At 41.1% G+C, this 21,426-nt stretch carries 24 protein-coding genes; all 24 read left to right on the top strand.

Going from position 1 to position 21,426, the window contains the following annotated elements:
- Nucleotides 1-27: 27 nt before the first annotated feature.
- Complete coding sequence (locus tag NFS43_RS18120) at nt 28-738, top strand: hypothetical protein (protein ID WP_251554189.1); 711 nt, start codon at nt 28-30, stop codon at nt 736-738.
- Nucleotides 739-1,085: 347 nt separating this feature from the next.
- Nucleotides 1,086-2,564 (top strand): stage IV sporulation protein A, encoded by a 1,479-nt coding sequence (gene spoIVA, locus NFS43_RS18115; RefSeq protein WP_251554177.1) that lies wholly within the window; start codon nt 1,086-1,088, stop codon nt 2,562-2,564.
- A 353-nt stretch (nt 2,565-2,917) separates the two neighbouring features.
- A complete protein-coding gene (gene hbs / locus NFS43_RS18110; RefSeq protein ID WP_042457856.1) occupies nt 2,918-3,190 on the top strand; it encodes a non-specific DNA-binding protein Hbs in 273 nt (90 codons plus the stop codon).
- A gap of 166 nt (nt 3,191-3,356) precedes the next feature.
- Nucleotides 3,357-3,923, top strand: a complete 567-nt coding sequence (gene folE / locus NFS43_RS18105) for a GTP cyclohydrolase I FolE (protein ID WP_251554176.1) — start codon at nt 3,357-3,359, stop codon at nt 3,921-3,923.
- Nucleotides 3,924-3,957: 34 nt separating this feature from the next.
- The gene (gene mtrB / locus NFS43_RS18100) at nt 3,958-4,194 is read left to right on the top strand and encodes a trp RNA-binding attenuation protein MtrB (RefSeq protein WP_251554174.1); all 237 of its coding nucleotides are present in this window, start codon (nt 3,958-3,960) and stop codon (nt 4,192-4,194) included.
- Nucleotides 4,195-4,410: 216 nt separating this feature from the next.
- Entirely contained in the window at nt 4,411-5,229 is an 819-nt protein-coding gene (locus tag NFS43_RS18095; RefSeq protein ID WP_251554172.1) for a heptaprenyl diphosphate synthase component 1, read from the top strand.
- Between the two features lie 2 nt (nt 5,230-5,231).
- Nucleotides 5,232-5,936: a demethylmenaquinone methyltransferase gene (locus tag NFS43_RS18090; RefSeq protein WP_251554170.1), complete on the top strand. Its 705-nt coding sequence runs from the start codon at nt 5,232-5,234 to the stop codon at nt 5,934-5,936.
- A gap of 39 nt (nt 5,937-5,975) precedes the next feature.
- Complete coding sequence (gene hepT / locus NFS43_RS18085) at nt 5,976-6,938, top strand: heptaprenyl diphosphate synthase component II (protein ID WP_251554188.1); 963 nt, start codon at nt 5,976-5,978, stop codon at nt 6,936-6,938.
- A 148-nt stretch (nt 6,939-7,086) separates the two neighbouring features.
- On the top strand, nt 7,087-7,533 hold the full coding sequence (gene ndk, locus NFS43_RS18080) for a nucleoside-diphosphate kinase (RefSeq protein WP_251554169.1): 447 nt from the start codon (nt 7,087-7,089) through the stop codon (nt 7,531-7,533).
- 237 nt (nt 7,534-7,770) lie between these two features.
- Nucleotides 7,771-8,949, top strand: a complete 1,179-nt coding sequence (aroC, locus tag NFS43_RS18075; RefSeq protein ID WP_251554168.1) for a chorismate synthase — start codon at nt 7,771-7,773, stop codon at nt 8,947-8,949.
- Nucleotides 8,949-10,022 carry a 3-dehydroquinate synthase gene (aroB, locus tag NFS43_RS18070; protein WP_251554167.1) on the top strand — a complete coding sequence of 358 codons (1,074 nt, stop codon included), beginning with the start codon at nt 8,949-8,951 and terminating at the stop codon, nt 10,020-10,022. Before aroC ends, aroB begins: the two co-directional genes overlap by 1 nt.
- A gap of 11 nt (nt 10,023-10,033) precedes the next feature.
- Nucleotides 10,034-10,408, top strand: coding sequence for a chorismate mutase (aroH, locus tag NFS43_RS18065; protein WP_251554165.1), 375 nt, complete (start codon nt 10,034-10,036; stop codon nt 10,406-10,408).
- 39 nt (nt 10,409-10,447) lie between these two features.
- The gene (gene hisC / locus NFS43_RS18060) at nt 10,448-11,536 is read left to right on the top strand and encodes a histidinol-phosphate transaminase (protein ID WP_251554164.1); all 1,089 of its coding nucleotides are present in this window, start codon (nt 10,448-10,450) and stop codon (nt 11,534-11,536) included.
- A gap of 216 nt (nt 11,537-11,752) precedes the next feature.
- Nucleotides 11,753-12,859 carry a prephenate dehydrogenase gene (locus NFS43_RS18055; protein WP_251554163.1) on the top strand — a complete coding sequence of 369 codons (1,107 nt, stop codon included), beginning with the start codon at nt 11,753-11,755 and terminating at the stop codon, nt 12,857-12,859.
- A gap of 23 nt (nt 12,860-12,882) precedes the next feature.
- A complete protein-coding gene (aroA, locus tag NFS43_RS18050; RefSeq protein ID WP_251554162.1) occupies nt 12,883-14,175 on the top strand; it encodes a 3-phosphoshikimate 1-carboxyvinyltransferase in 1,293 nt (430 codons plus the stop codon).
- 109 nt (nt 14,176-14,284) lie between these two features.
- Complete coding sequence (locus NFS43_RS18045; RefSeq protein ID WP_251554161.1) at nt 14,285-15,241, top strand: hypothetical protein; 957 nt, start codon at nt 14,285-14,287, stop codon at nt 15,239-15,241.
- 18 nt (nt 15,242-15,259) lie between these two features.
- A complete protein-coding gene (locus NFS43_RS18040) occupies nt 15,260-16,522 on the top strand; it encodes a tetratricopeptide repeat protein (protein WP_251554160.1) in 1,263 nt (420 codons plus the stop codon).
- Between the two features lie 28 nt (nt 16,523-16,550).
- Nucleotides 16,551-17,117 (top strand): ReoY family proteolytic degradation factor, encoded by a 567-nt coding sequence (locus NFS43_RS18035; protein ID WP_251554159.1) that lies wholly within the window; start codon nt 16,551-16,553, stop codon nt 17,115-17,117.
- A gap of 115 nt (nt 17,118-17,232) precedes the next feature.
- Nucleotides 17,233-17,706, top strand: coding sequence for a YpiF family protein (locus NFS43_RS18030; protein WP_251554158.1), 474 nt, complete (start codon nt 17,233-17,235; stop codon nt 17,704-17,706).
- 128 nt (nt 17,707-17,834) lie between these two features.
- Nucleotides 17,835-18,341, top strand: coding sequence for a QcrA and Rieske domain-containing protein (locus NFS43_RS18025; RefSeq protein WP_277613968.1), 507 nt, complete (start codon nt 17,835-17,837; stop codon nt 18,339-18,341).
- Nucleotides 18,342-18,343: 2 nt separating this feature from the next.
- Nucleotides 18,344-19,018 carry a menaquinol-cytochrome c reductase cytochrome b subunit gene (qcrB, locus tag NFS43_RS18020; RefSeq protein ID WP_042457816.1) on the top strand — a complete coding sequence of 225 codons (675 nt, stop codon included), beginning with the start codon at nt 18,344-18,346 and terminating at the stop codon, nt 19,016-19,018.
- A 61-nt stretch (nt 19,019-19,079) separates the two neighbouring features.
- Entirely contained in the window at nt 19,080-19,853 is a 774-nt protein-coding gene (locus NFS43_RS18015) for a menaquinol-cytochrome c reductase cytochrome b/c subunit (RefSeq protein WP_251554157.1), read from the top strand.
- A 70-nt stretch (nt 19,854-19,923) separates the two neighbouring features.
- Nucleotides 19,924-20,517, top strand: a complete 594-nt coding sequence (gene lhaT, locus NFS43_RS18010; protein ID WP_251554156.1) for a lipoprotein heptaprenylglyceryl N-acetyltransferase LhaT — start codon at nt 19,924-19,926, stop codon at nt 20,515-20,517.
- A gap of 66 nt (nt 20,518-20,583) precedes the next feature.
- Nucleotides 20,584-21,372: a sporulation protein YpjB gene (ypjB, locus tag NFS43_RS18005; protein WP_251554186.1), complete on the top strand. Its 789-nt coding sequence runs from the start codon at nt 20,584-20,586 to the stop codon at nt 21,370-21,372.
- Nucleotides 21,373-21,426: the final 54 nt, after the last annotated feature.

Below are 21,426 nucleotides of genomic sequence, written 5' to 3'. Positions count from 1 at the left end.
ATTTTACATAATAATAAAGGTGATTATATGAAATGGACTAGGGCTGCCTGTTTACTCGGCTTAACCGTTTTTCTGTTGACAGGATGTATGTACCCTGATGAAAAATTAGCGGAAAATCAAGTCCCTTACAAGGACCAAATACAATCCGTCCAAACAGCGGTAGAGGAATTTAGACAGGATAATGGGGGAATTCTCCCTATAAAGACAAAAGAAATGGATACACCGATTTATCAGAAGTATCCGATCGACTTTAAAAAAATTGCACCTAAATATATGGCTGAGCCTCCTGGGAACGCATTTGAGAGCGGCGGGATTTTTCAATATGTTCTAATTGATGCAGAAACGAATCCAACTGTTAAACTGCTTGATTTAAGAATGGCAGAAACGATTCGCGAAATTCAATTAAGAATTAAAACACAAGGATATCCGCCATTTAAAGAGCGAATTTCCAGAAATGTCTATACATTGGATTTTAAACAATTGGGTTATAAAAAGCCGCCATATGCTGTCAGCCCTTTTACCGGACAAAATTTATCCTTTGTCATTAACACGAATGCTGAGGTATATGTAGATTATCGTCCGGATCTGTATCAGGTGTTAAAGAAGACAAACCAAGAAGTCCGTCCAGGTGATGATATTCGTCCGCTGCTAACAGCAGACTCTATGTTTGTTCCTGCCTTTTCGCTGCCATACACGTTAGATGCAGAAACAAAGGAACCTGTATTCCTGGAAAAGTAGAATATTTTAATTTTCTTAGAAAAAAGTATATTGGATTAATTTTAGTCATATCCCCTTCATCCGGCAATATATTGTAGGTGAAGGGTTTTTTTTGTTCCGTACCGAGCGTGATATGACCTTGCCTGATAGTTCATATCCGTGAATAGATGTAATAGAAACCCTCCAGTAAAGAAGACTTAGGCATAATCAATCCATGAAAAATCCTTATGAAACTTTAATAAGGAGGTAAAAAATTTTAGAAAAGTGTCATAACCATATAGGACAACATCATAAACATATACTGTCCAAAAATAGCTAAATGGATGAAATTATCCCACTTTACACTCTAAAATTCAGGAGGGGATCACTTGGAAAAGGTAGATATTTTTAAGGATATTGCCGAAAGAACCGGAGGCGATATTTATTTAGGTGTAGTAGGTGCAGTTCGAACAGGTAAATCAACATTTATTAAGAAATTCATGGAGCTTGTGGTATTGCCGAATATACCGAGTGAAGCGGAAAGATCTAGGGCTCAAGATGAACTTCCGCAAAGTGCCGCCGGAAAAACGATTATGACTACAGAACCAAAATTTGTGCCGAATCAGGCGGCTACGGTACATGTTGATGAGGGCTTGGATGTGAATATTCGGCTGGTAGATTGTGTGGGATACACAGTTCCAGGTGCCAAGGGATATGAGGATGAAAATGGTCCCCGGATGATTAACACTCCTTGGTACGAAGAACCGATTCCCTTCCATGAAGCGGCCGAGATTGGCACCAGAAAAGTCATTCAGGAACATTCCACACTCGGTGTGGTGGTCACAACTGATGGGACAATCGGGGAGATACCAAGAAGCAACTATATCGAAGCAGAGGAGAGAGTCATTTCCGAGTTAAAAGAAGTAGGGAAGCCTTTTATCATGGTAGTGAACAGTGCCCAGCCTTATCATCCAAGCACTGAAACATTAAGAAGCAGTTTGGCTGAAAAGTATGATATTCCTGTTATTGCAATGAGTGTGGAAAGCATGAGGGAAAGTGATGTTCTAAACGTCCTTCGCGAAGCCCTTTATGAATTCCCAGTTCTTGAAGTCAATGTAAATCTTCCAAGCTGGGTTATGGTACTGAGAGAAAACCATTGGCTGCGTGAAAGTTATCAAGACGCGGTAAGGGAAACAGTTAAGGATATCAAGAGATTAAGAGACGTAGACCGGGTGGTGCAGCAATTCAGCGATTTTGATTTTATTGAAAATGCGGGATTGGCCGGGGTTGAAATGGGATCTGGAGTAGCCGAAATCGACTTATTTGCCCCAGATGAATTATATGATGATATATTAAAAGAAATTGTCGGGGTTGAGATCCGCGGGAAAGACCATTTGCTGGAATTGATGCAGGACTTTGCCCATGCGAAAGCAGAATATGACCATATTGCAGATGCGCTAAAGATGGTAAAGCAAACTGGATATGGAATCGCCTCGCCGACACTTTCTGATATGAGTTTGGAAGAGCCGGAAATCATCAGGCAGGGTGCTCGTTTTGGTGTTAGATTAAAAGCGGTGGCACCTTCTATTCATATGATAAAAGTCGATGTTGAATCGGAGTTTGCCCCAATCATTGGGACTGAAAAGCAAAGTGAAGAGTTAGTCCGCTACTTGATGCAGGATTTTGAAGATGACCCGCTTTCCATTTGGAATTCAGATATTTTTGGGCGTTCTTTAAGCTCGATAGTCCGGGAAGGCATCCATGCAAAGCTGTCGTTAATGCCGGAAAATGCTAGATATAAATTAAAAGAGACATTAGAAAGAATCATTAATGAAGGTTCTGGCGGTTTAATCGCCATTATCCTCTAGGCTTTGGGCTCCCAATTGGAGTCCTTTTTTTACTTTTTATGGGGCGATTTTACCAGAAAAAGTCTAAAAAAGTAGAATTTTGTAGAACAAAAGAAAAGATTACCATAAAATCATGAATTCTTCTTGATATGCGGAATTGATTGTGTTAATCTTTTAACAGATTACGTAATAGCGCTGAAGCCTTTATTTCATGGGATTTCTTGGACTTGGCCGATTTTGCGCAAGCATTATTTTTTTGGCTAATTTTCGCATGAAAATGGGGCTGTTACGTATAGAAATTAGAAAATTTGTTTAGAAATGTAGATAAGTAATCTTATTTATCTTATTTTCTTCTTTGGGAGGAGGTGAATGGCATGAACAAGACAGAACTTATCAATGCAGTTGCTGAGGCAGGCGAGCTTTCTAAAAAAGACGCTACTAAAGCAGTTGATGCTGTTTTTGACACAATTTTAGATGCTTTAAAAAATGGTGATAAGGTTCAACTTATCGGTTTTGGAAACTTTGAAGTACGTGAGCGTGCAGCACGTAAAGGACGTAATCCTCAAACTGGTGAGGAAATCGAAATTGGTGCAAGCAAGGTTCCTGCTTTCAAACCAGGTAAGGCGCTTAAAGATGCAGTAAAATAATTACATAAATTTATTGCTTTAAGCGAATGCTTAGGCAAAAGGCCATGGAGAACCCATGGCCTTTTCTTTTTCCTTAAGGCTTCTATTTTTTTGCTTGCATCTAAAAGAGTATGCTAATATGAATTTGTCATCAACTTGACAGCAGAATAATAGGAGGAATTGCCGTATGACTGAAGTGAATCGTACCCAAATTGAGCAAGCGGTACGTTTAATATTAGAAGCAATTGGTGAAGATCCAAATCGGGAAGGGCTGCTCGATACACCTAAACGGGTAGCTAAAATGTATGAGGAAGTTTTTAGCGGATTGAATGAGGATCCAAAGGAGCATTTTGAAACCATATTCAGTGAGGACCATGAGGAACTTGTATTGGTTAAAGATATCCCGTTCTATTCCATGTGTGAGCACCATCTTGTTCCATTCTTTGGCAAAGCTCATGTTGCCTATATTCCGCGAAATGGCCGGGTTACTGGCTTAAGTAAACTGGCAAGGGCTGTAGAGGCTGTTGCCAAGAGGCCGCAGCTTCAAGAACGGATCACCTCATCCGTTGCTGACAGCATTGTAGAAAAACTGGAACCACATGGTGTAATGGTCGTTGTAGAGGCAGAACATATGTGCATGACGATGCGCGGGGTTAAAAAGCCAGGGTCGAAAACCGTGACAACAGCTGTCCGCGGCACGTTGGCAGAAGATCCGGCTGCACGATCTGAAATTCTTTCATTAATCAAAAATTAACGGCTGAAAAATAAGAAACCAGGGGTGAAGGAACTTGGAAAGGCAGCAGATTCAAAGTGGTGATTATGTTGTCATAAAAGCAGAAGAAGATGGTGTGAGTGTGATCGGATTAACCAGGGGCTCGGATACCAAATTCCACCATTTAGAAAAGCTTGATAAAGGAGAAGTTCTGCTCGCGCAATTTACTGAGCACACTTCTGCCATAAAAGTTAGAGGAAATGCCAAAATCTTTACTCGGTATGGCGAAATTGACAGTGAAATGAAAAAATAAGTAATTGATAATTGATTCCTTTCCTTTTCTGAATGAACCTTGTGTTATTTGGAAAAGGAAATATATTTATTTGGTGAACAGGTGCCGAAAAATTTTCTTTTGTGATATAATGGTGTGTGCCTTGTTTAGAATACACAGGCTGTTTTTTTTAGTATAATAATCGTTTCGGTTGGATAATAACATACATATACATATTACTTCGGGGAAGCAAGGGTGATGATTGTGCTGGATATTCGACAAAAATATACCAACATTAAAGAGAGAGTCGAAAAATGTGTTTGGGACACTTACTTGCTGAAATACATTGAAACCCCAATCATTGATCAGGATAAACTTCTTGTCCTGGTATCCATGATGGATTTCCTTGATTTGCAGGAGCAGGAAAGTGAGAATTATTGTTTATCAACCATGCTCATACAAATAGCCCTTGATACCCATGAACATATTTCTACACAATCGGAAGATGGAGTAGAGCGCCAGTTAACGGTTTTAGCTGGAGATTATTTTAGCGGTTTATATTACAAATTCCTTGCAGATTCCGATGATATATTAATGATTAAAGCCCTCTCCAAAGGAGTCAAAGAGGTTAATGAAAATAAGATCACCTTTTATTATCAAAGCCCTACAGGCATAGACAAAGTAATGGAAAGCCTTAAATTGATCGAAAGCTCGATTATTACCAAGTTTGCTGACCATTTTAAATTGGACATCTGGAATCATTTTCTTGAAAATCTGCTCTTTTTTAAACGGCTTCTTAGAGAAAAGGAGCATTACATTCAAGCAAAAAACTCAGTCTTATTTGAAATCATAAACAAAATGACATTTCCCTATCATGACGGCCAATTAATGGATATGCCTGTTGAACAGAGGAAGCAGCTATTCATCATTTGTGATCGGTATTTGGAGCAAACAAAACAAGCTATTGAAAACACAATGGCAACCGTGCCATATGTGAACGATTGGTTGAGAAATAGGATCACTGATTTAATCAATCAACATCAGCCTTTTGTGAAAACTTTTGCGGAGGAAGGGTAAAAATGCAGCAATCAAAGGAAGAACGGGTTCATCATGTATTTGAAAAAATTTCAGACAGCTATGACAAAATGAACTCTGTGATAAGTTTTCAGCAGCACCTTAAATGGCGGCAGGACACGATGAAAAAAATGAATGTTCAGCCGGGGTCGCACGCTCTGGATGTTTGCTGCGGGACTGCTGATTGGACGATTGCTTTAGCTGAGGCAGTCGGACCAGCAGGGAAAGTGATCGGGCTTGACTTCAGCAAAAATATGCTGAAAGTCGGGAAAGAAAAGGTTGAGCAGCTTCAGCTGGGCCAGGTGGAATTAATCCATGGCAATGCGATGGAACTTCCTTTCCCCGATAATAGTTTCGATTACGTAACCATTGGTTTTGGACTTCGAAATGTTCCGGATTATCTTCAAGTGTTAAAGGAAATGTATCGCGTTGTGAAGCCTGGCGGAATCGCAGTTTGTTTAGAGACAAGCCAGCCGACTTTAATCGGATATCGACAGCTTTTTTACCTATATTTCCGTTATATCATGCCGCTGTTTGGCAAAATGTTTGCTAAAAGCTATAAAGAATATTCTTGGCTGCAAGAGTCTGCTCGTGATTTTCCAGGGATGAAGGAGCTGGCTGCCATGTTTGAACAGGCAGGATTTAATGAGGTTAAATATAAGCCATATAGCGGCGGTGCAGCTGCTGTACACATCGGGAAGAAAAAATAATCGCGCAAAACAGATAGGATGAAAAGCTGGGTGAATACAATGAAATTAAAAATGATGTATTCATTTTTGAATTCAGACATTAACATTATAGAAAAAAAACTGGAGGAGACGATCAGAACTGAATCGCTTCTTTTAAAGCACGCTTCCATGCATACATTGCAAGCAGGAGGAAAAAGGATACGGCCCATTTTTGTACTTCTTGCCGGCAAATTCGGGGATTACGACATCAATGTTTTAAAGAATGTCGCTGTGGCACTAGAGCTAATCCATATGGCCTCTTTGGTGCACGATGATGTCATCGACGATGCAGATTTTCGCCGCGGGCAGCCAACTGTGAAATCCAAATGGGATAATAAAATTGCCATGTACACAGGAGATTTTGTGTTTGCGCTCGCTCTTGAGCTCATGACCAATATAAAAAATCCATTGGCGCATAAGATCCTGGCAGATACGATGGTTGAAGTGACAGTGGGCGAGATTGAACAAATTAAGGATAAATACCGCTATGACCAAAAATTTCGAGATTATTTACGGAGAATAAAGAGGAAGACAGCTCTCCTGATTGCGTCCAGCTGCCAATTAGGGGCGATAGCGGCAAATGTTGAAGAAGATCTCCATAAAAAATTGTACAAGTTTGGATATTATGTAGGAATGTCTTATCAAATTACTGATGATATTCTCGATTTTACAGCAACTGGTGAAGTGCTTGGAAAGCCGGCAGGAAGCGATTTGCTGCACGGAAATATTACGGCGCCGGTATTTTTTGCAATGGAAGATCATGCGGTGCGTGAGAAAATCCAACAGGTTCATCAAGGCACACAGCCATTGGATATCCAAAACATTATCTCCTTAATCAAACATTCAGGTGCCATTGAAAGGTCTATTGAGCTCAGTGACCGATATCTGGATAAGGCTTTGGCCATTTTAAATGAACTTCCTGACAGCAAAGCAAAAAAATCCCTTCATGATATTGCCAAAAATATTGGCAAACGTAAATTTTAAGAAAATAGTTTTCATCATTTCCATCACCATTCATACTCCATGATTGTTCCCTGTTTAACAATCTTGCGAAATTTTCAAAACAATGGTAATATTTTCGTGGATTGTTTTCCATATAACAATCTGATACATATAATTAGGGGTGGAAATGATGGAGAGAACATTTTTAATGGTAAAACCAGATGGGGTTCAACGCAACTTAATTGGAGCAATTGTTTCACGTTTCGAAAGAAAGGGCTTTCAACTTGTTGGGGCTAAATTAATGAGTATCCCGACAGAACTTGCAGAGCAGCATTATAGTGAACATAAAGAGCGGCCTTTCTTTGGTGAATTAGTTGACTTCATTACTTCTGGTCCTGTTTTTGCTATGGTTTGGCAAGGTGAAAATGTCATTGCCGCTGCCCGCCAAATGATGGGTTCCACAAATCCAAAGGATGCGGCTCCAGGAACCATCCGAGGGGATTTTGGCCTGACAGTTGGCAAGAATGTGATCCATGGCTCTGACTCACCTGCAAGTGCAGTGCGTGAGATTGGTTTATTCTTTGAAGACGCTGAATTATCGGAATATTCCAAGTTGGTAAATGAGTGGGTCTATTAATACGATAAAATGTTAACACTTGTATTTCTGATACAAGTGTTTTTTTATTAGATAAGAAAGAGTTTTAGACTTTGGGAATTGTCTAGCTCCAGGCCATACGGCGCTGACCAGGGCGCGTGCGCTTTTCTTATAAGTAAAAAATTTCAAACTGTTTTCTGAATTGTCCTACTATGCGAAACCCGCGCAATATGTTATATTGATACATAAATCCTTTAATGAGTTGAAGGGGGAAAGAGTATGGGATTAAGATATCTGACAGCTGGCGAATCGCATGGCCCGCAATTGACAGCAATTATTGAAGGGCTTCCTGCAGGGATGCCGCTATTGGCGGAAGATATAAATGTAGAATTATCACGAAGACAACAAGGTTATGGACGTGGAAGACGGATGCAGATTGAGAAAGATACTGCAGAAATCATGTCAGGAGTCCGGCATGGACTAACACTTGGGTCACCAGTTGCGTTGGCGGTTAAAAATAATGATTGGAAACATTGGACCAAAATCATGGGGGCGGAGCCTCTAGTAGACATGGAAGAGGATGAAGTGAAAAGGAAGGTGTCACGCCCTCGTCCTGGACATGCTGATTTAAATGGGGGGATCAAATACGGGCACCGTGATATGAGAAATGTACTGGAACGGTCTTCTGCCCGTGAAACAACGGTTCGAGTAGCAGCCGGTGCTGTTGCCAAAAAATTATTGTCTCTTGTGGGAGTTAATATTGTGGCTCACGTTGTCGAAATTGGCGGGATTAAAGCCAATGTGGATCCTGCCTTAACGCTGGATGCATTAAAAGAGCGCACAGAAAATTCTCCTGTCCGTACCGCTGACCCTAATGTGGAGCAGGCTATGATGAATGCGATTGATGAAGCGAAGAAAAATGGCGATTCAATTGGCGGTATTGTCGAGGTTATTGCGGAAGGAATGCCTGCTGGTATCGGCAGTTATGTTCATTATGATCGAAAATTAGATGCCAAATTAGCAGGAGCCATGATCAGTATTAACGCCTTTAAAGGCGTTGAATTCGGGATTGGCTTTGAAGCCGCAAGAAAGCCTGGCAGCGAGGTTCACGACGAAATTGCCTGGGATAAAGAAAGGGGCTATTACCGGAAAACCAACCGGCTGGGCGGTTTTGAAGGCGGGATGACAACAGGCATGCCAATTGTTGTGAGAGGTGTTATGAAGCCGATTCCCACCCTTTATAAGCCATTAATGAGTGTGGACATCGAAACTAAAGAGCCTTTCTCAGCCAGTATCGAGCGCTCAGACAGCTGTGCAGTTCCTGCTGCGGCCGTTGTGGCAGAGCATGTTGTGGCATGGGAACTTGCGAACTCTCTTGTGGAGCAATTTTACAGTGACAGATTTGAAACCTTTGCTGAAGAAATTCAAAGGCAGCATGAATATGCGAGGAGATTTTGATGGAGACGATTCATATCCAAACAGAATCAAAGCAGTATGATGTTTTTGTCGGGGAAGGAGTGATCAGCCGGCTTCCAGAGTTTTTAAATAGCCATTTGCCTGACGCGACAAAAATTTTAGTGATGACGGATGAAATAGTAGCGAAGCTGCATCTTGGAAAAGTGTTGTCTGTTCTGGACCATTTGAATCCGGCTGTTTTTATTGCCCCTGGTGGTGAAAAGGCAAAAACCTTTGATGTGTATTATGATGCCCTTACCGCCGGCTTAGAAAACCGCCTTGACCGAAAATCAGTGATTTTATCACTTGGCGGAGGAGCGGTTGGTGATTTATCTGGGTTTGTTGCGGCTTCTTATATGAGAGGAATCTCTTTTATCCAAGTTCCGACTACTATTTTAGCACATGATAGCGCAGTGGGCGGTAAAGTGGCCATTAACCATCCATTAGGAAAAAACATGATAGGCGCTTTCCATCAGCCTGAAGCTGTCTTTTATGATTTAGCATTGCTGGGCACCCTCCCAGAACAAGAGGTCCGGTCTGGGTTTGCTGAGGTTATTAAGCATGCGCTCATTTATGATCCTGATTTCTATCAATGGCTTCGGACTAATATCCAAGACTTAAACAGTATGGCACTTGGTCAACTGTCGCAGTCGTTAATCAAAGGCATTAAAGTGAAAAATGCATTTGTCAGCCAGGATGAAAGAGAAACGGGGATCCGTGCTTACTTGAATTTTGGCCATACATTGGGGCATGCAATTGAAGCAGAAATGGGGTATGGAAAATTTACACATGGCGAAGCAGTCCTGATTGGGATGATTTTTGCCCTAAAATTAAGCAATGAACTTCTTGATCTTAATTTTGATTTAGAAAATTTTACGGAATGGGCAGCGCGCTTGGGCTATCAAACAAGTCTACCGCCGCAAATCGGTTATGATTCGGTTATAAGCAGAATGAAACAGGATAAAAAGACGGTTGGAGAATCAATTCGTTTTGTCCTGCTTGGCAAGGTGGGACAGCCGGTTCTTAAAGAAATATCCGAGTCTTTGTTATTAGATAAGCTGAAGGCTTTTAAATAAGGGGGATTTCCATGATTAGAGGGGTGAGAGGAGCGACGACGATTTGCAGCAATACAGAAGCTGAGATATTGGCTGCAACTGAAGAGCTTTTAGGGAACATGATTGATGCGAATTGCATACAGCCTGAAGCTGTCGCCTCCGTTTTTATTTCAACTACCGAAGATATCACAGCTGCTTTTCCGGCAAAGGCACTTCGGAATTTTGCTGGCTGGACTTACGTTCCGGTTATGTGCATGAGGGAAATTCCAGTGGAGAACTCAATAAAAAAGTGCATTAGAATAATGCTCCATTTGAATACAAGCTTAACTCAAGCTGAAATCCATCATATATATTTAAACGGGGCAAAGGCCTTAAGACCTGACTTAGACACAAATGGCGCAGTATAATAATATCTGCACAGTACTTTATCAACGGAGTGAGAAAATATGAGATGGAAAGAACAATTGTTAACGTTGACTCCTTATAAGCCGGGGAAGTCAATAGATTCGGTTAAACGCGAATACAACTTAGACAAAATTGTAAAGCTGGCATCCAATGAGAATCCTTTTGGGTCCTCCAAAAAAGTGCTTGAAACACTGCAATCAGCTCCAGCGAGTCTGGCTATTTATCCGGATGGATATGCTACTGCATTAAGAGAGGAATTAGCCGCATTTTTATGTGTGGATCAAGAAGAAATTATTTTAGGAAACGGTTCGGACAATCTCATTCAAATGATTTCAAGGGCATTGCTGCATCCTGGGGCAAGCACCATTATGTCGGAGCATACTTTTTCGCAATACAAGCACAATGCTGTGATTGAAGGAGCGGTTATAAAGGAAATCCCCGATATAAATGGAGAACATGATTTAGATGCCATGCTGGAAGCAATTGATGAGCAGACCAATGTGATCTGGGTTTGCAGTCCAAATAACCCTACAGGTACATATATATTGAAAGAACGCCTTACAGCCTTTTTGGACAAGGTGCCAGAACAGATCCTGGTTGTGCTGGATGAGGCCTATTATGAATATGTAACGGCTGAAGATTATTATGATTCTATCAGCCTGATTCGAAAATATCCAAATTTAATTGTTTTAAGAACGTTTTCGAAAATCTATGGATTAGCTTCGTTACGGGTCGGGTATGGTGTAGCTAACCGGGCCATCATAAAGGCGCTGGAGCCTGCAAGAGAACCGTTTAATGCCAATTCCTTAGGGCAGTTGGCTGCTGCAGCGGCTATCCGTGACCAAGAGTTTGTGCAATTTTGCAGAGACCAAAACAGGCTGGGGTTAGCCCAATATTATGATTTCTGCGAACAAAGGGGCCTAAGCTACTATCCCTCACAAACCAATTTCATACTAATAGATTTACAGGCAGATTCAGATAAAGCCTTCCAATTCTTATTAGAAAGAGGCTATATAGTGCGTTCAGGCAAAGCGCTAGGGTTTCCAACATCAGTAAGAATCACCGTTGGCACCAAAGAACAAAATGAAGGAGTACTCGAAGCTTTATCCGAATTTCTGGATAAAAACTGATTTGGGCGCTTTTCTTATTAGATAGTATAAAAGTTTTAGACTTTGAGAATTGTCTAGCGCAAGCGCCCTAGCGCCTAGTGTCTTTCGCTCTCCGCCCTGCGATAAGTCAACATCGATTCGCCTCCGGCTCATTGTGTTTCCTTTATCTCAGTTGGAGAGCTCCAAGCCATACAGCGCTGACCAGGGCGCTTTCGCTTTTCTTATGGAGGGAGTTTTTTGAGAGGCCGTGTTTTTGTCATTGGATTAGGATTAATCGGCGGTTCACTTGCCCTTTGTATTAAAAAGGAGCATAACGAAGCAGTCATAATCGGTTTTGATGTTAATAGTGAACAAGCAAGACTCGCCAAAATGCTGGGAGTCATTGATGAGGCAGTGGAAACGATTCCGGATGCAGCACTTGATGCGGATTTGATTATTATTTCCGTTCCGGTAAATGAGACCTATGCAATTATTCAATTGCTATCTAATCTTCCTTTGAAGCCTAATGTGATTATTTCAGATACAGGCAGTACAAAGCAAAAAATTGTGCAAGCTGCAGAAAGTTTTAAGCAAAAAGGAATAACGTTTATTGGTGGCCATCCAATGGCTGGTTCTCATAAAAGCGGGATAACCGCTGCCAAAGAAATTTTATTTGAAAATGCCTTTTATTTATTTACCCCGGAACAGCACATTGTGCCGGCGAAAGTAGACCTTTTAAAGCAATGGCTTGTGGGGACTAATGCAAAGTTTTTAACTGTCACACCCGAAACCCACGATTATCTTACAGGTGTGGTCAGCCACTTTCCTCACATAATTGCAGCGTCCATTGTTCAGCAGACGGAGAAACTGTCTAAATCAGAGAGTCTTATTCCACGTCTGGCAGCAGGAGGGTTTCGGGATATTACCCGGATTGCTTCTAGCAGTCCAAAAATGTGGAAGGATATTTTGTTGCAAAACAAGGAGAATTTGATTGGCCTGTTAGACCAATGGCAGGTCGAAATGGATCGGGTAAAACAATTGCTTATAGAGGAACAGGCCGATGAGATTTTTGATTATTTTTATCAGGCTAAACTATTTCGTGACGGCCTGCCTGTCAAGGAAAAAGGAGCTATTCCTGCCTTTTATGATTTATATGTAGATCTGCCAGATTATCCAGGGGTGATTTCAGAGATTACAGGATACCTGGCTAAGGAAAGAATCAGCATTACGAATATCAGGATACTTGAAACCCGCGAGGATATAAATGGAGTATGTGTCATTAGCTTTCAAACCGAGCATGACCGTATCCGGGCGGAACAATGTATTATGTCCCATACTAACTTTGCAACATCAATTGGCATTTAAAAAGGTTAAAGTAAGGTGATGAAATGACGTCATTAAAACTGAAAAACTATAAACATAAGTTAACCGGTGAAATTACAGTACCTGGCGATAAATCAATTTCCCATCGTTCTGTCATGTTTGGTTCCGTTGCCCATGGCGAAACCATCGTTTCAAACTTCCTGCCAGGTGATGATTGTTTAAGTACCATTTCTTGTTTCCGCAAGCTAGGCGTTTCGATTCATGAAGAAAATGACGGGCTTCGCATTATTGGAAAAGGTTTTGAAGGTTTGACAGAACCTAATGAAATATTGGATGTTGGGAATTCGGGAACGACCATTCGATTACTAATGGGGATTTTAGCTGGAAGGCCCTTTTTCTCATCCATTATTGGTGATCACTCCATAGGCAAAAGACCGATGACTCGAGTAACAGAACCGTTATCAAGTATGGGCGCTCGCATTGATGGGCGCAAAAATGCCATGTATACTCCCATTTCCATCCGTGGAGGAAAACTAAACGCGATCGAATACCAGCTCCCTGTAGCCAGCGCTCAGGTGAAATCTGCCATCATCCTCGCGGGTCTTCAAGCAGAAGGTGAAACGGTGATACTCCAACCTGCTCAAACAAGGGATCATACAGAAAGAATGATCCGGCAATTTGGAGGTGAAATCGTTACGGAAGACCGTTTCATAAAAGTAAAGGGCGGCCAAAAACTGAAGGCAGCGACAATTCATGTACCTGGTGATATATCCTCTGCAGCTTTCTTTTTAGCTGCTGGAGCAACAGTCCCTGAAAGCAGCATTGTACTGAAAAATGTTGGTTTAAACCCTACGAGAACCGGTATGATTGAGGTGATGAAACAAATGGGGGCCGAGCTTGAAATTAGGGAATATGAGAACGGATCATTCGAACCAGCCGGAGATATTTATATCAAGTCATCTGTTCTCAAAGGAACCATCATTGAAGGTGATATGATCCCAGCCTTGATTGATGAGATCCCGATTATTGCGTTAATGGCTGCCCAAGCGGACGGTCCGACGGTCATTCGAAATGCGGAAGAATTAAAAGTAAAGGAAACGAACCGAATTGATACCGTTGTCCATGAATTGCAGAAATTGGGTGCGGCCATTGAGGCAACTGACGATGGTATGATTATTCACGGGAAGTCGAAATTACGAGGCGGAACGGTATCAAGCCATGGCGACCATCGAATTGGAATGATGCTGGCGATCGCATCTCTCCTTTGTGAAGGAGAGGTCATCCTGGAGCAGCCAGAGGCCATTTCTGTTTCGTATCCTAACTTTTTTACACACTTAAATCAGTTATTGAGCCAATGAGGCCGACTTTTCTGTCGCCTCTTTTTTTATTTGGGTCACCAGTCATAGTTTAAGGAACATTTGCATAGCTTGTCTTAAAGAAACTAGACAAAAACTTGCGGATGGCCCTTTGAAAGCCAGCGGATCAACGGCAGGGGCGATTGCTGCAGGAGAAAAGGGTGACAGAATGGCTTATATTATTGAAAACGCCCAGATTCTTAAGGACAAGCAGCTCAAAACCGCTTCTTTCTTAATAAAAGAAGACCGAATTGCTTCCATTCAATCCAATTTTAAACGCTTTTCTTTAATGAGAATGAATCTAGAACCATTCATCATGACGCCGCCTTATATCCTGCTCCATTCGAACATCTCTCCAAATGGTACCTTTCAAATGCTGAAACAATTCATAACAGACCATTTCTTAATAAAAGGCTGCACTACTTTTCTTACCTATGTAAAGATAGATTTTGAACATCAACTCCATGCCAGAATAAATGAAATGAAAACAGCTCTAACTAGCAGTCCGATTGATTTCCTGATAGGGGTTAGAATTCCTGTCCGCCTGATTACCCCATCATTTATCCGGAATTGTAAAAAGGAAAAAGTACCTGCTATTTTTGTTGAAATCGATGATCCTAAATCTCTTGTTAACCTGCCTTGGGGATGGATCAGAGAAGCGATGTTCCCATTCAACTGCCCGTTAATTCCAATAATTACTTGTTCCGGCAAGCAGGAAGTCAAAATGGTTTTGTCGAAATGGAAAGAGGTCATGGTGCAAGAAAAAATGCCAGCCGTTTTGGAGGAAATAAATGAAGGTCAGCCGCTTCCAAAGAGCATTTTAAATAAAATCGGCATTTATCCTTTTAAGGCCAGTCTTATGAATGGCACAGAATTAAGCTATAATTTATATATCCGGTCAAATGAAATCGTGAAAGTTGATGAAGCTGATTTATTTCAATATCATAATGATAGACTTACTGTGACAGTTCATCGGGGAAAAATAATCCGCTCTGGAAAACTGGTATCATTTAGGCCGGGATTTGGAGAACATGTAAAGGTGAAAACCCCATCATATTTTTCATTTTAGGGGAAGAGGTATAAACCAATGGATCGAATCAATAAAATTATTAACTTGTTGGAAAACGGCCAACATAAAGCAGCAATTCATGAATATAATGATGTACTACAAAGCGGCAGGCCTGACGAAAAGTTTATGCTTGGTGAAGAATTATTTCATTACGGTTTTTTGGATGAGGCGAAAGCTCTAATTGAGAATCTTTTGGAAACCTACCCTGAAGAGGGAGAACTTCTCGTGTTGTTAGGTGAGATTCTTCTTGAACAGGGTGAGGAAGAGGAAGCCATCCTTGTTTTGGAAAAGATTTCTGCAAACGATGCTTTTTTTGGACAGTCACTGCTGTTATTAGCGGATCTCTATCAGCTTCAAGGGCTGTATGAGGTCAGCGAAGGAAAGCTTCTGAAAGCAAAGGAAATGCTTCCTAATGAAACGATTATTGATTTTGCTTTAGGTGAACTCTATAGTGAACAGGGAGAAATTGTTAAGGCAGTTAATGCATATAAGAATGTTTTGCAGGAGACTGACTGCATTGCCGGTGTCAATGTAAATGCGAGGATGGCTGACTTATTAAGCACATCCGGAGTATTCGAGGATGCCCTTGTCTACTATGAGAAAGCACTCGATGAAGAATTGGAAATCAATACATTATTTGGTTATGCTTTTACGGCTCTTCAGGCAGGATTTAATCAAACTGCCATCGAGAAGTTCACAGAGTTAAAGGAACTGGATCCAGAGTACCATTCACTTTATTTGCCACTTGCATTAGGATATGAACGGGAAGAGGACTTGGAGAATGGCTTAAAGGCAATAAAAGAGGGAATCAAACATGATGAATTTAATAAGGATTTATTTTTCCACGGCGGAAAGATCGCGATGAAATTGGGGCTTACAGAGGAAGCAGAACAATATTTGCGAGAGTCTCTTGTATTGGATTCAGGATTTATCGATGCCGCATTGACGTTAAATAAGCTGTTTTTTCATCAGGAGCGTTACGATGACGTACTTGACCTCATCTCCAGCCTTAACCTGCTAGAGGAACAGGAGCCCCGGCTGTTATGGGATTCGGCCTTTGCTCTCGATAAGCTTGAGCGATATTCTGAAGCATTAGACAAATATGAAGGTGCATATACTTTCTTTAAAAATAATGAGGATTTTTTACAGGATTATGGATATTTTTTAATTGAGGAAGGAAAAACGGCCCATGCTGCCGAAATTTTTAAACAGCTGCTATTATTAGATCCAACTAATTCAGAATATATGGATGTACTAAACCGCCTTACCGAGAATAAATAAGCGCAAATTGCAGAGGAGGGAAATGATCATGGCAACCCCTGTTTCTGTCAACGAGAAAAAGGACTTTATTCGCTGGTTTTTAAATCATTATCAATTAAAAAGAAGAGAGTGCGTGTGGATTCTAAATTATTTAATGAGCCACGATTCTCTAATGGAGAAGGTACATTTTGTAGAGCAAGCCCAATATTGTCCCCGCGGTTTAATTATGTCAACCCATTGTGTTGATAAAGTGCCGTTTCGCTTTTATAAGGAAAATGTCATGACAACAGATGCAGAGAAATCATTTCATGATATTCGCCTTAATAGGGATGAAGATATATATATTCAACTGAATTTTCATGCCTCCAATCAGGCTCATCAATACGCTGCCGTGTTAGAAGAGAATCCTTATGTCCCAAAACATCTTCAAGTCAATGAGAAGGATGGAATGATTGCGGAGCAGCTCCTTCAAAGCAGCATTGAACGTTTTCAGCGGGAGAAGCTTCTGAAACTCATCGACGAAGCTTTAGATAAGCAAGACAGGCAGGCGTTCAAAATTCTGACTGAACAATTAAATAAACTGCCAAGATCCACTGAATCGGGAAGCTTGCATTAAGCAAAGCTTCCTTTCTTTTTTAAAAGCCATTCTGGAGGTTATGACTTTATCTTTTTTTGAAAAATGGGATAATAAATAGTATAGTGTTAGTAAGCTAAAAAGGTTGGTGCTAGTAATGAAATGGATCCCAAAGGATGTTCAAACATACTTGTCTGCAAAGGAATACATCGATACAGCTGTCGTGCCATTATATTCCATCTCCATGGAAGCTGAGATGAAACAGTCAGCAGAATCGGCAGAATTTATTGCATTATTGGCTGCTCAAGTAGAAAGGCAGTTTGCGGGAAGACTTGTTTTGCTGCCTCCTTTTACATATTTAAAAAGGGAATCAAGCGAGAAAACAGGAGGGGATTTAAAAAATTGGGAAAGCACTCTCTTGGACGCTGAATTTAAGCACGTTTTCTATTTAACGGCAGATGCCGAGTGGAGACGAATGGAGGACCAGTATGAAGGGTCATTTATTTGGCTGCCGTCTATACCGCTTGAAAGCATGAGTGATGGACAAAAAATAACACTGGTTGACAGCCAGGTCAATCAACTGCTGCCTCTTTTTACCCAAAAGTGGCATGAAAATCAGGGAAACTCTTGATATCGATTATTTTTTGAAATAGTATGATATTGACCTTCAATGAAGATTGAAGTATCATTGTTATGTCCTAGTTTTATATGTATTTATTATGTCCATTGGACTTACTTCGCGAATAGGGGGGGATAAGCATGAGTAAGGAGCGAGTTTCAAGACGACAATTCTTAAGCTACACGTTAACAGGTGTAGGCGGTTTCATGGCAGCCGGAATGTTAATGCCAATGGTTAGATTTGCGGTTGATCCTGTTTTAAAGGCTGAAGATGCAGGGGATTTTATTGCAACTACACAAAAAGTTGCGGATTTAACAGACGAGCCGGTACGGGTTGACTTTACCTTCAAACAGAAGGATGCTTGGTATGAGTCAGATGTTACACAATCAGCATGGGTTTATAAGGATGATTCAGGGAAAATTGTTGCCCTGTCGCCAGTTTGTAAACATTTAGGCTGTACAGTTAACTGGAATTCTAACGAGGAACACCCTAACCAATTCTTCTGTCCATGCCATTATGGCCGTTATGAAAAGGACGGTACCAACATACCTGGCACACCGCCATTAGCACCACTTGATGTATATCCGTACAAAGAAAAAGATGGATACCTATACTTAGGAAAAGCCGAACCACGGAAAGGGGCGTAATCATGTTAAACAAAATTTACGATTGGGTAGATGAACGTTTAGATATTACGCCGATGTGGCGCGATATTGCTGACCATGAAGTACCGGAGCATGTAAACCCTGCACATCATTTTTCCGCATTTGTTTATTGCTTTGGGGGTCTTACGTTCTTTGTAACTGTTATTCAAATTCTTTCTGGCATGTTTTTAACGATGTATTATGTGCCAGATATTAAAAACGCATGGGAATCTGTTTTTTATTTGCAAAATGAAGTGGCATTTGGACAAATCGTCCGTGGAATGCATCACTGGGGAGCAAGTTTAGTCATTGTCATGATGTTCTTACATACATTGCGGGTCTTTTTCCAAGGTGCATACAAAAAACCTCGTGAATTAAACTGGATCGTTGGGGTACTGATTTTCTTCGTCATGATGGGTCTAGGATTAACGGGGTATTTGCTTCCATGGGATATGAAGGCGTTATTTGCGACGAAAGTAACCCTTCAAATTGTGGACTCAGTACCATTCATAGGGCCATACCTTAAAACCTTAATGGCTGGTCATGAAACGATTGTTGGGGCTCAAACATTGTCTCGTTTCTTTGCAATCCACGTATTCTTCCTGCCTGCCGTGCTCTTTGCATTAATGGCTGCACACTTTGTCATGATTCGCAGACAAGGTATTTCAGGACCACTATGATCTGAATTAAATGAGATGAAATCATTTCTATTTTCTACGGAAAAAGGAGGGGGATTGCTCAATGCATCGCGGTAAAGGTATGAAGTTTGTCGGCGACTCACGCGTGGTAGCGCCCGAAATGCGGACGCCGAAACTTCCAAAAGATTACTCTGAATACCCAGGCAAAACCGAAGCGTTCTGGCCTAACTTTCTATTGAAAGAATGGATGGTAGGAGCCGTTTTTCTAGTTGGTTTCCTTTGTTTAACCGTTGCTCACCCAGCACCGCTTGAAAGGATAGCCGACCCGACTGATACAGGGTACATACCAATGCCAGACTGGTATTTCTTATTCTTGTACCAACTTTTAAAATATTCATATGCTTCTGGTCCATATACAGTTATCGGTGCCATGGTGATTCCTGGACTTGCGTTTGGGGGATTAGTGTTAGCTCCGTTTATTGATAACGGTCCAGAGCGCCGTCCAAGCAAACGCCCATTAGCTACAGGATTTATGCTATTGGCATTAGCAGCCATAACTTTTTTAACTTGGCAGTCTGTTGCAACGCACGACTGGGAAGCTGCAGAACGTCAAGGGAAGATTGTTGCTAAAGTAGATATCGATAAAACTGCAGAGGGTTATCAAATTGCCAAGGATAATACATGTCTTACCTGTCATGGTGAAAACCTCACAGGCGGGGCCCTTGCACCTGCACTTACCGGTTCAGGGGTAACGGCTGAAGATGTTACAAAAATTGCAAAAGAAGGTAAAGGCAAAATGCCTGCCGGCGTCTTTAAAGGTGATGATGAACAGCTTAAGAAGCTGGCGGAATTCATTGCCGATGTTGCAAAAAAATAGAACGGAAAAAGCTGAGGGTATCCTCAGCTTTTTTCATATCAGTTAGATAGTCAAGGAGAGGGGTCTATTTGTGCGCTGGATTTATCCGATCTTGGGGAATCGATCAATACTTTTTCTTTTATTTCTAGTCAATGTGGCTGGAACGATTTATGGCTATTATTGGTATGGGTATCAATTAAAACAAACTCCGGATATTTTTCTGGCTTTTGTTCCAGATAGTCCAACAGCGAGTCTATTTTTTGTTTTTGTACTGTTGGCATTTTTATTTAAAAAGAATTGGCCGCTGATCGAAGCTTTAGCCATTGTTACCTTATTTAAGTATGGCATTTGGGCCGTTGTGATGAATTTCCTTGTATTCATTGTCCAAGGGGAATTGGATTGGACTGGCTATATGTTAATTGGCTCCCACTTTGCAATGGCTGTGCAAGGTGTTTTGTATTCCCCTTTTTATCGTATGAAAGCTTGGCATTTAATTGCAGCAGCGATTTGGACCCTGCATAATGATGTCATTGATTATGTGTTCTTTATGATGCCAAATTATCACATGCTTGATCAATACATGCCGCAAATCGGCTACTTTACATTTTGGCTTTCGATTGTGTCTATTGGCATAGCCTATTATTTCTGCATTCGGGCCAATCGGTTTAAATTAGAAATAAAATAATCATGGTCTATCCTTGTCCAACCCTTCATACATTTATAGAAATGAAAGGGGGGACAAGATGTGAAAATGAAGTGGTTCCTTTTATTTGCCATTTTTTTTGCCATTATTCCTATGTCTGTCTCGGCTGAGCCTGAATCGCCAATGGACAAGTTAGATGACATCTCGGATGAAGCTCTGCAAATGGTAAAGTTTCATAGATATGAAGATGCCAAGAGGATGCTTGACTATTTTTCCAATCAGTTTGAAAGTCTTTCCGTTAATGCGCAGCCATTAACAATGGATGAGGTAAGGATTATTAACAGCTCACGTGATGAGGCGATGGAAGCCGCCCTCAGTCCGGATATGGGTCATGAAGAGCGAATCAATAAACTGACTAAGTTCCGCCTTGTCATTGATGCTATTGCAACAAGCAGCCAGCCGTTATGGACGGAAATGGAGGATTCAGTCAGAACAGCGTTCAACCAGGCAAGGGAAGCGGCAGCCAATGGCGATTCAGCTGATTTTCACTCGAATTTCAATACATTTCTATCCCTATATAATGTGATCTATCCTAGTATGAAAATTGATGTGCCGGCAGAAAATATACAAAGATTAGATGCTCGCATTAAATTCATTGATGAATATCGTTCCCAAATTATCCACGATCCAGAAGGGCAGCAGGAGCTTGATAAACTTGATGCTGATTTAAAAAAGCTATTCACCAATATTGAAGATGATGATGCGGACCCATCATTATGGTGGGTAATTATTTCAACGGGGAGCATTATTATCATGACTTTATCTTATGTTGGCTGGAGAAAGTATCAAGGGGAGAGGGACCTCAAAAAAGACCGCTCACGGGAGCATAAAGATTGACGCATCTAATCAGCTTTACTAAAATTTATTTCATTAGAGCTGATTAGGAGGTAT

The organism is Neobacillus muris (assembly GCF_943193175.1).
GTDB classification, from domain to species: domain Bacteria; phylum Bacillota; class Bacilli; order Bacillales; family Cytobacillaceae; genus Neobacillus; species Neobacillus muris.
This window is presented reverse-complemented; position numbering and strand designations above follow the sequence as displayed.

Bases quoted from the DNA above. Each gene is read 5' to 3' on its own strand.
- aroC (WP_251554168.1), top strand. From the start codon at position 7,771: ATGGGATTAAGATATCTGACAGCTGGCGAATCGCATGGCCCGCAATTG.
- aroH (WP_251554165.1), top strand. From the start codon at position 10,034: ATGATTAGAGGGGTGAGAGGAGCGACGACGATTTGCAGCAATACAGAA.
- hisC (WP_251554164.1), top strand. From the start codon at position 10,448: ATGAGATGGAAAGAACAATTGTTAACGTTGACTCCTTATAAGCCGGGG.
- aroB (WP_251554167.1), top strand. From the start codon at position 8,949: ATGGAGACGATTCATATCCAAACAGAATCAAAGCAGTATGATGTTTTT.
- NFS43_RS18095 (WP_251554172.1), top strand. From the start codon at position 4,411: ATGATTGTGCTGGATATTCGACAAAAATATACCAACATTAAAGAGAGA.
- NFS43_RS18030 (WP_251554158.1), top strand. From the start codon at position 17,233: ATGAAATGGATCCCAAAGGATGTTCAAACATACTTGTCTGCAAAGGAA.
- folE (WP_251554176.1), top strand. From the start codon at position 3,357: ATGACTGAAGTGAATCGTACCCAAATTGAGCAAGCGGTACGTTTAATA.
- hbs (WP_042457856.1), top strand. From the start codon at position 2,918: ATGAACAAGACAGAACTTATCAATGCAGTTGCTGAGGCAGGCGAGCTT.
- qcrB (WP_042457816.1), top strand. From the start codon at position 18,344: ATGTTAAACAAAATTTACGATTGGGTAGATGAACGTTTAGATATTACG.
- NFS43_RS18015 (WP_251554157.1), top strand. From the start codon at position 19,080: ATGCATCGCGGTAAAGGTATGAAGTTTGTCGGCGACTCACGCGTGGTA.
- ndk (WP_251554169.1), top strand. From the start codon at position 7,087: ATGGAGAGAACATTTTTAATGGTAAAACCAGATGGGGTTCAACGCAAC.
- ypjB (WP_251554186.1), top strand. From the start codon at position 20,584: ATGAAGTGGTTCCTTTTATTTGCCATTTTTTTTGCCATTATTCCTATG.
- NFS43_RS18120 (WP_251554189.1), top strand. From the start codon at position 28: ATGAAATGGACTAGGGCTGCCTGTTTACTCGGCTTAACCGTTTTTCTG.
- NFS43_RS18035 (WP_251554159.1), top strand. From the start codon at position 16,551: ATGGCAACCCCTGTTTCTGTCAACGAGAAAAAGGACTTTATTCGCTGG.
- NFS43_RS18090 (WP_251554170.1), top strand. From the start codon at position 5,232: ATGCAGCAATCAAAGGAAGAACGGGTTCATCATGTATTTGAAAAAATT.
- NFS43_RS18025 (WP_277613968.1), top strand. From the start codon at position 17,835: ATGAGTAAGGAGCGAGTTTCAAGACGACAATTCTTAAGCTACACGTTA.
- NFS43_RS18040 (WP_251554160.1), top strand. From the start codon at position 15,260: ATGGATCGAATCAATAAAATTATTAACTTGTTGGAAAACGGCCAACAT.
- aroA (WP_251554162.1), top strand. From the start codon at position 12,883: ATGACGTCATTAAAACTGAAAAACTATAAACATAAGTTAACCGGTGAA.
- hepT (WP_251554188.1), top strand. From the start codon at position 5,976: ATGAAATTAAAAATGATGTATTCATTTTTGAATTCAGACATTAACATT.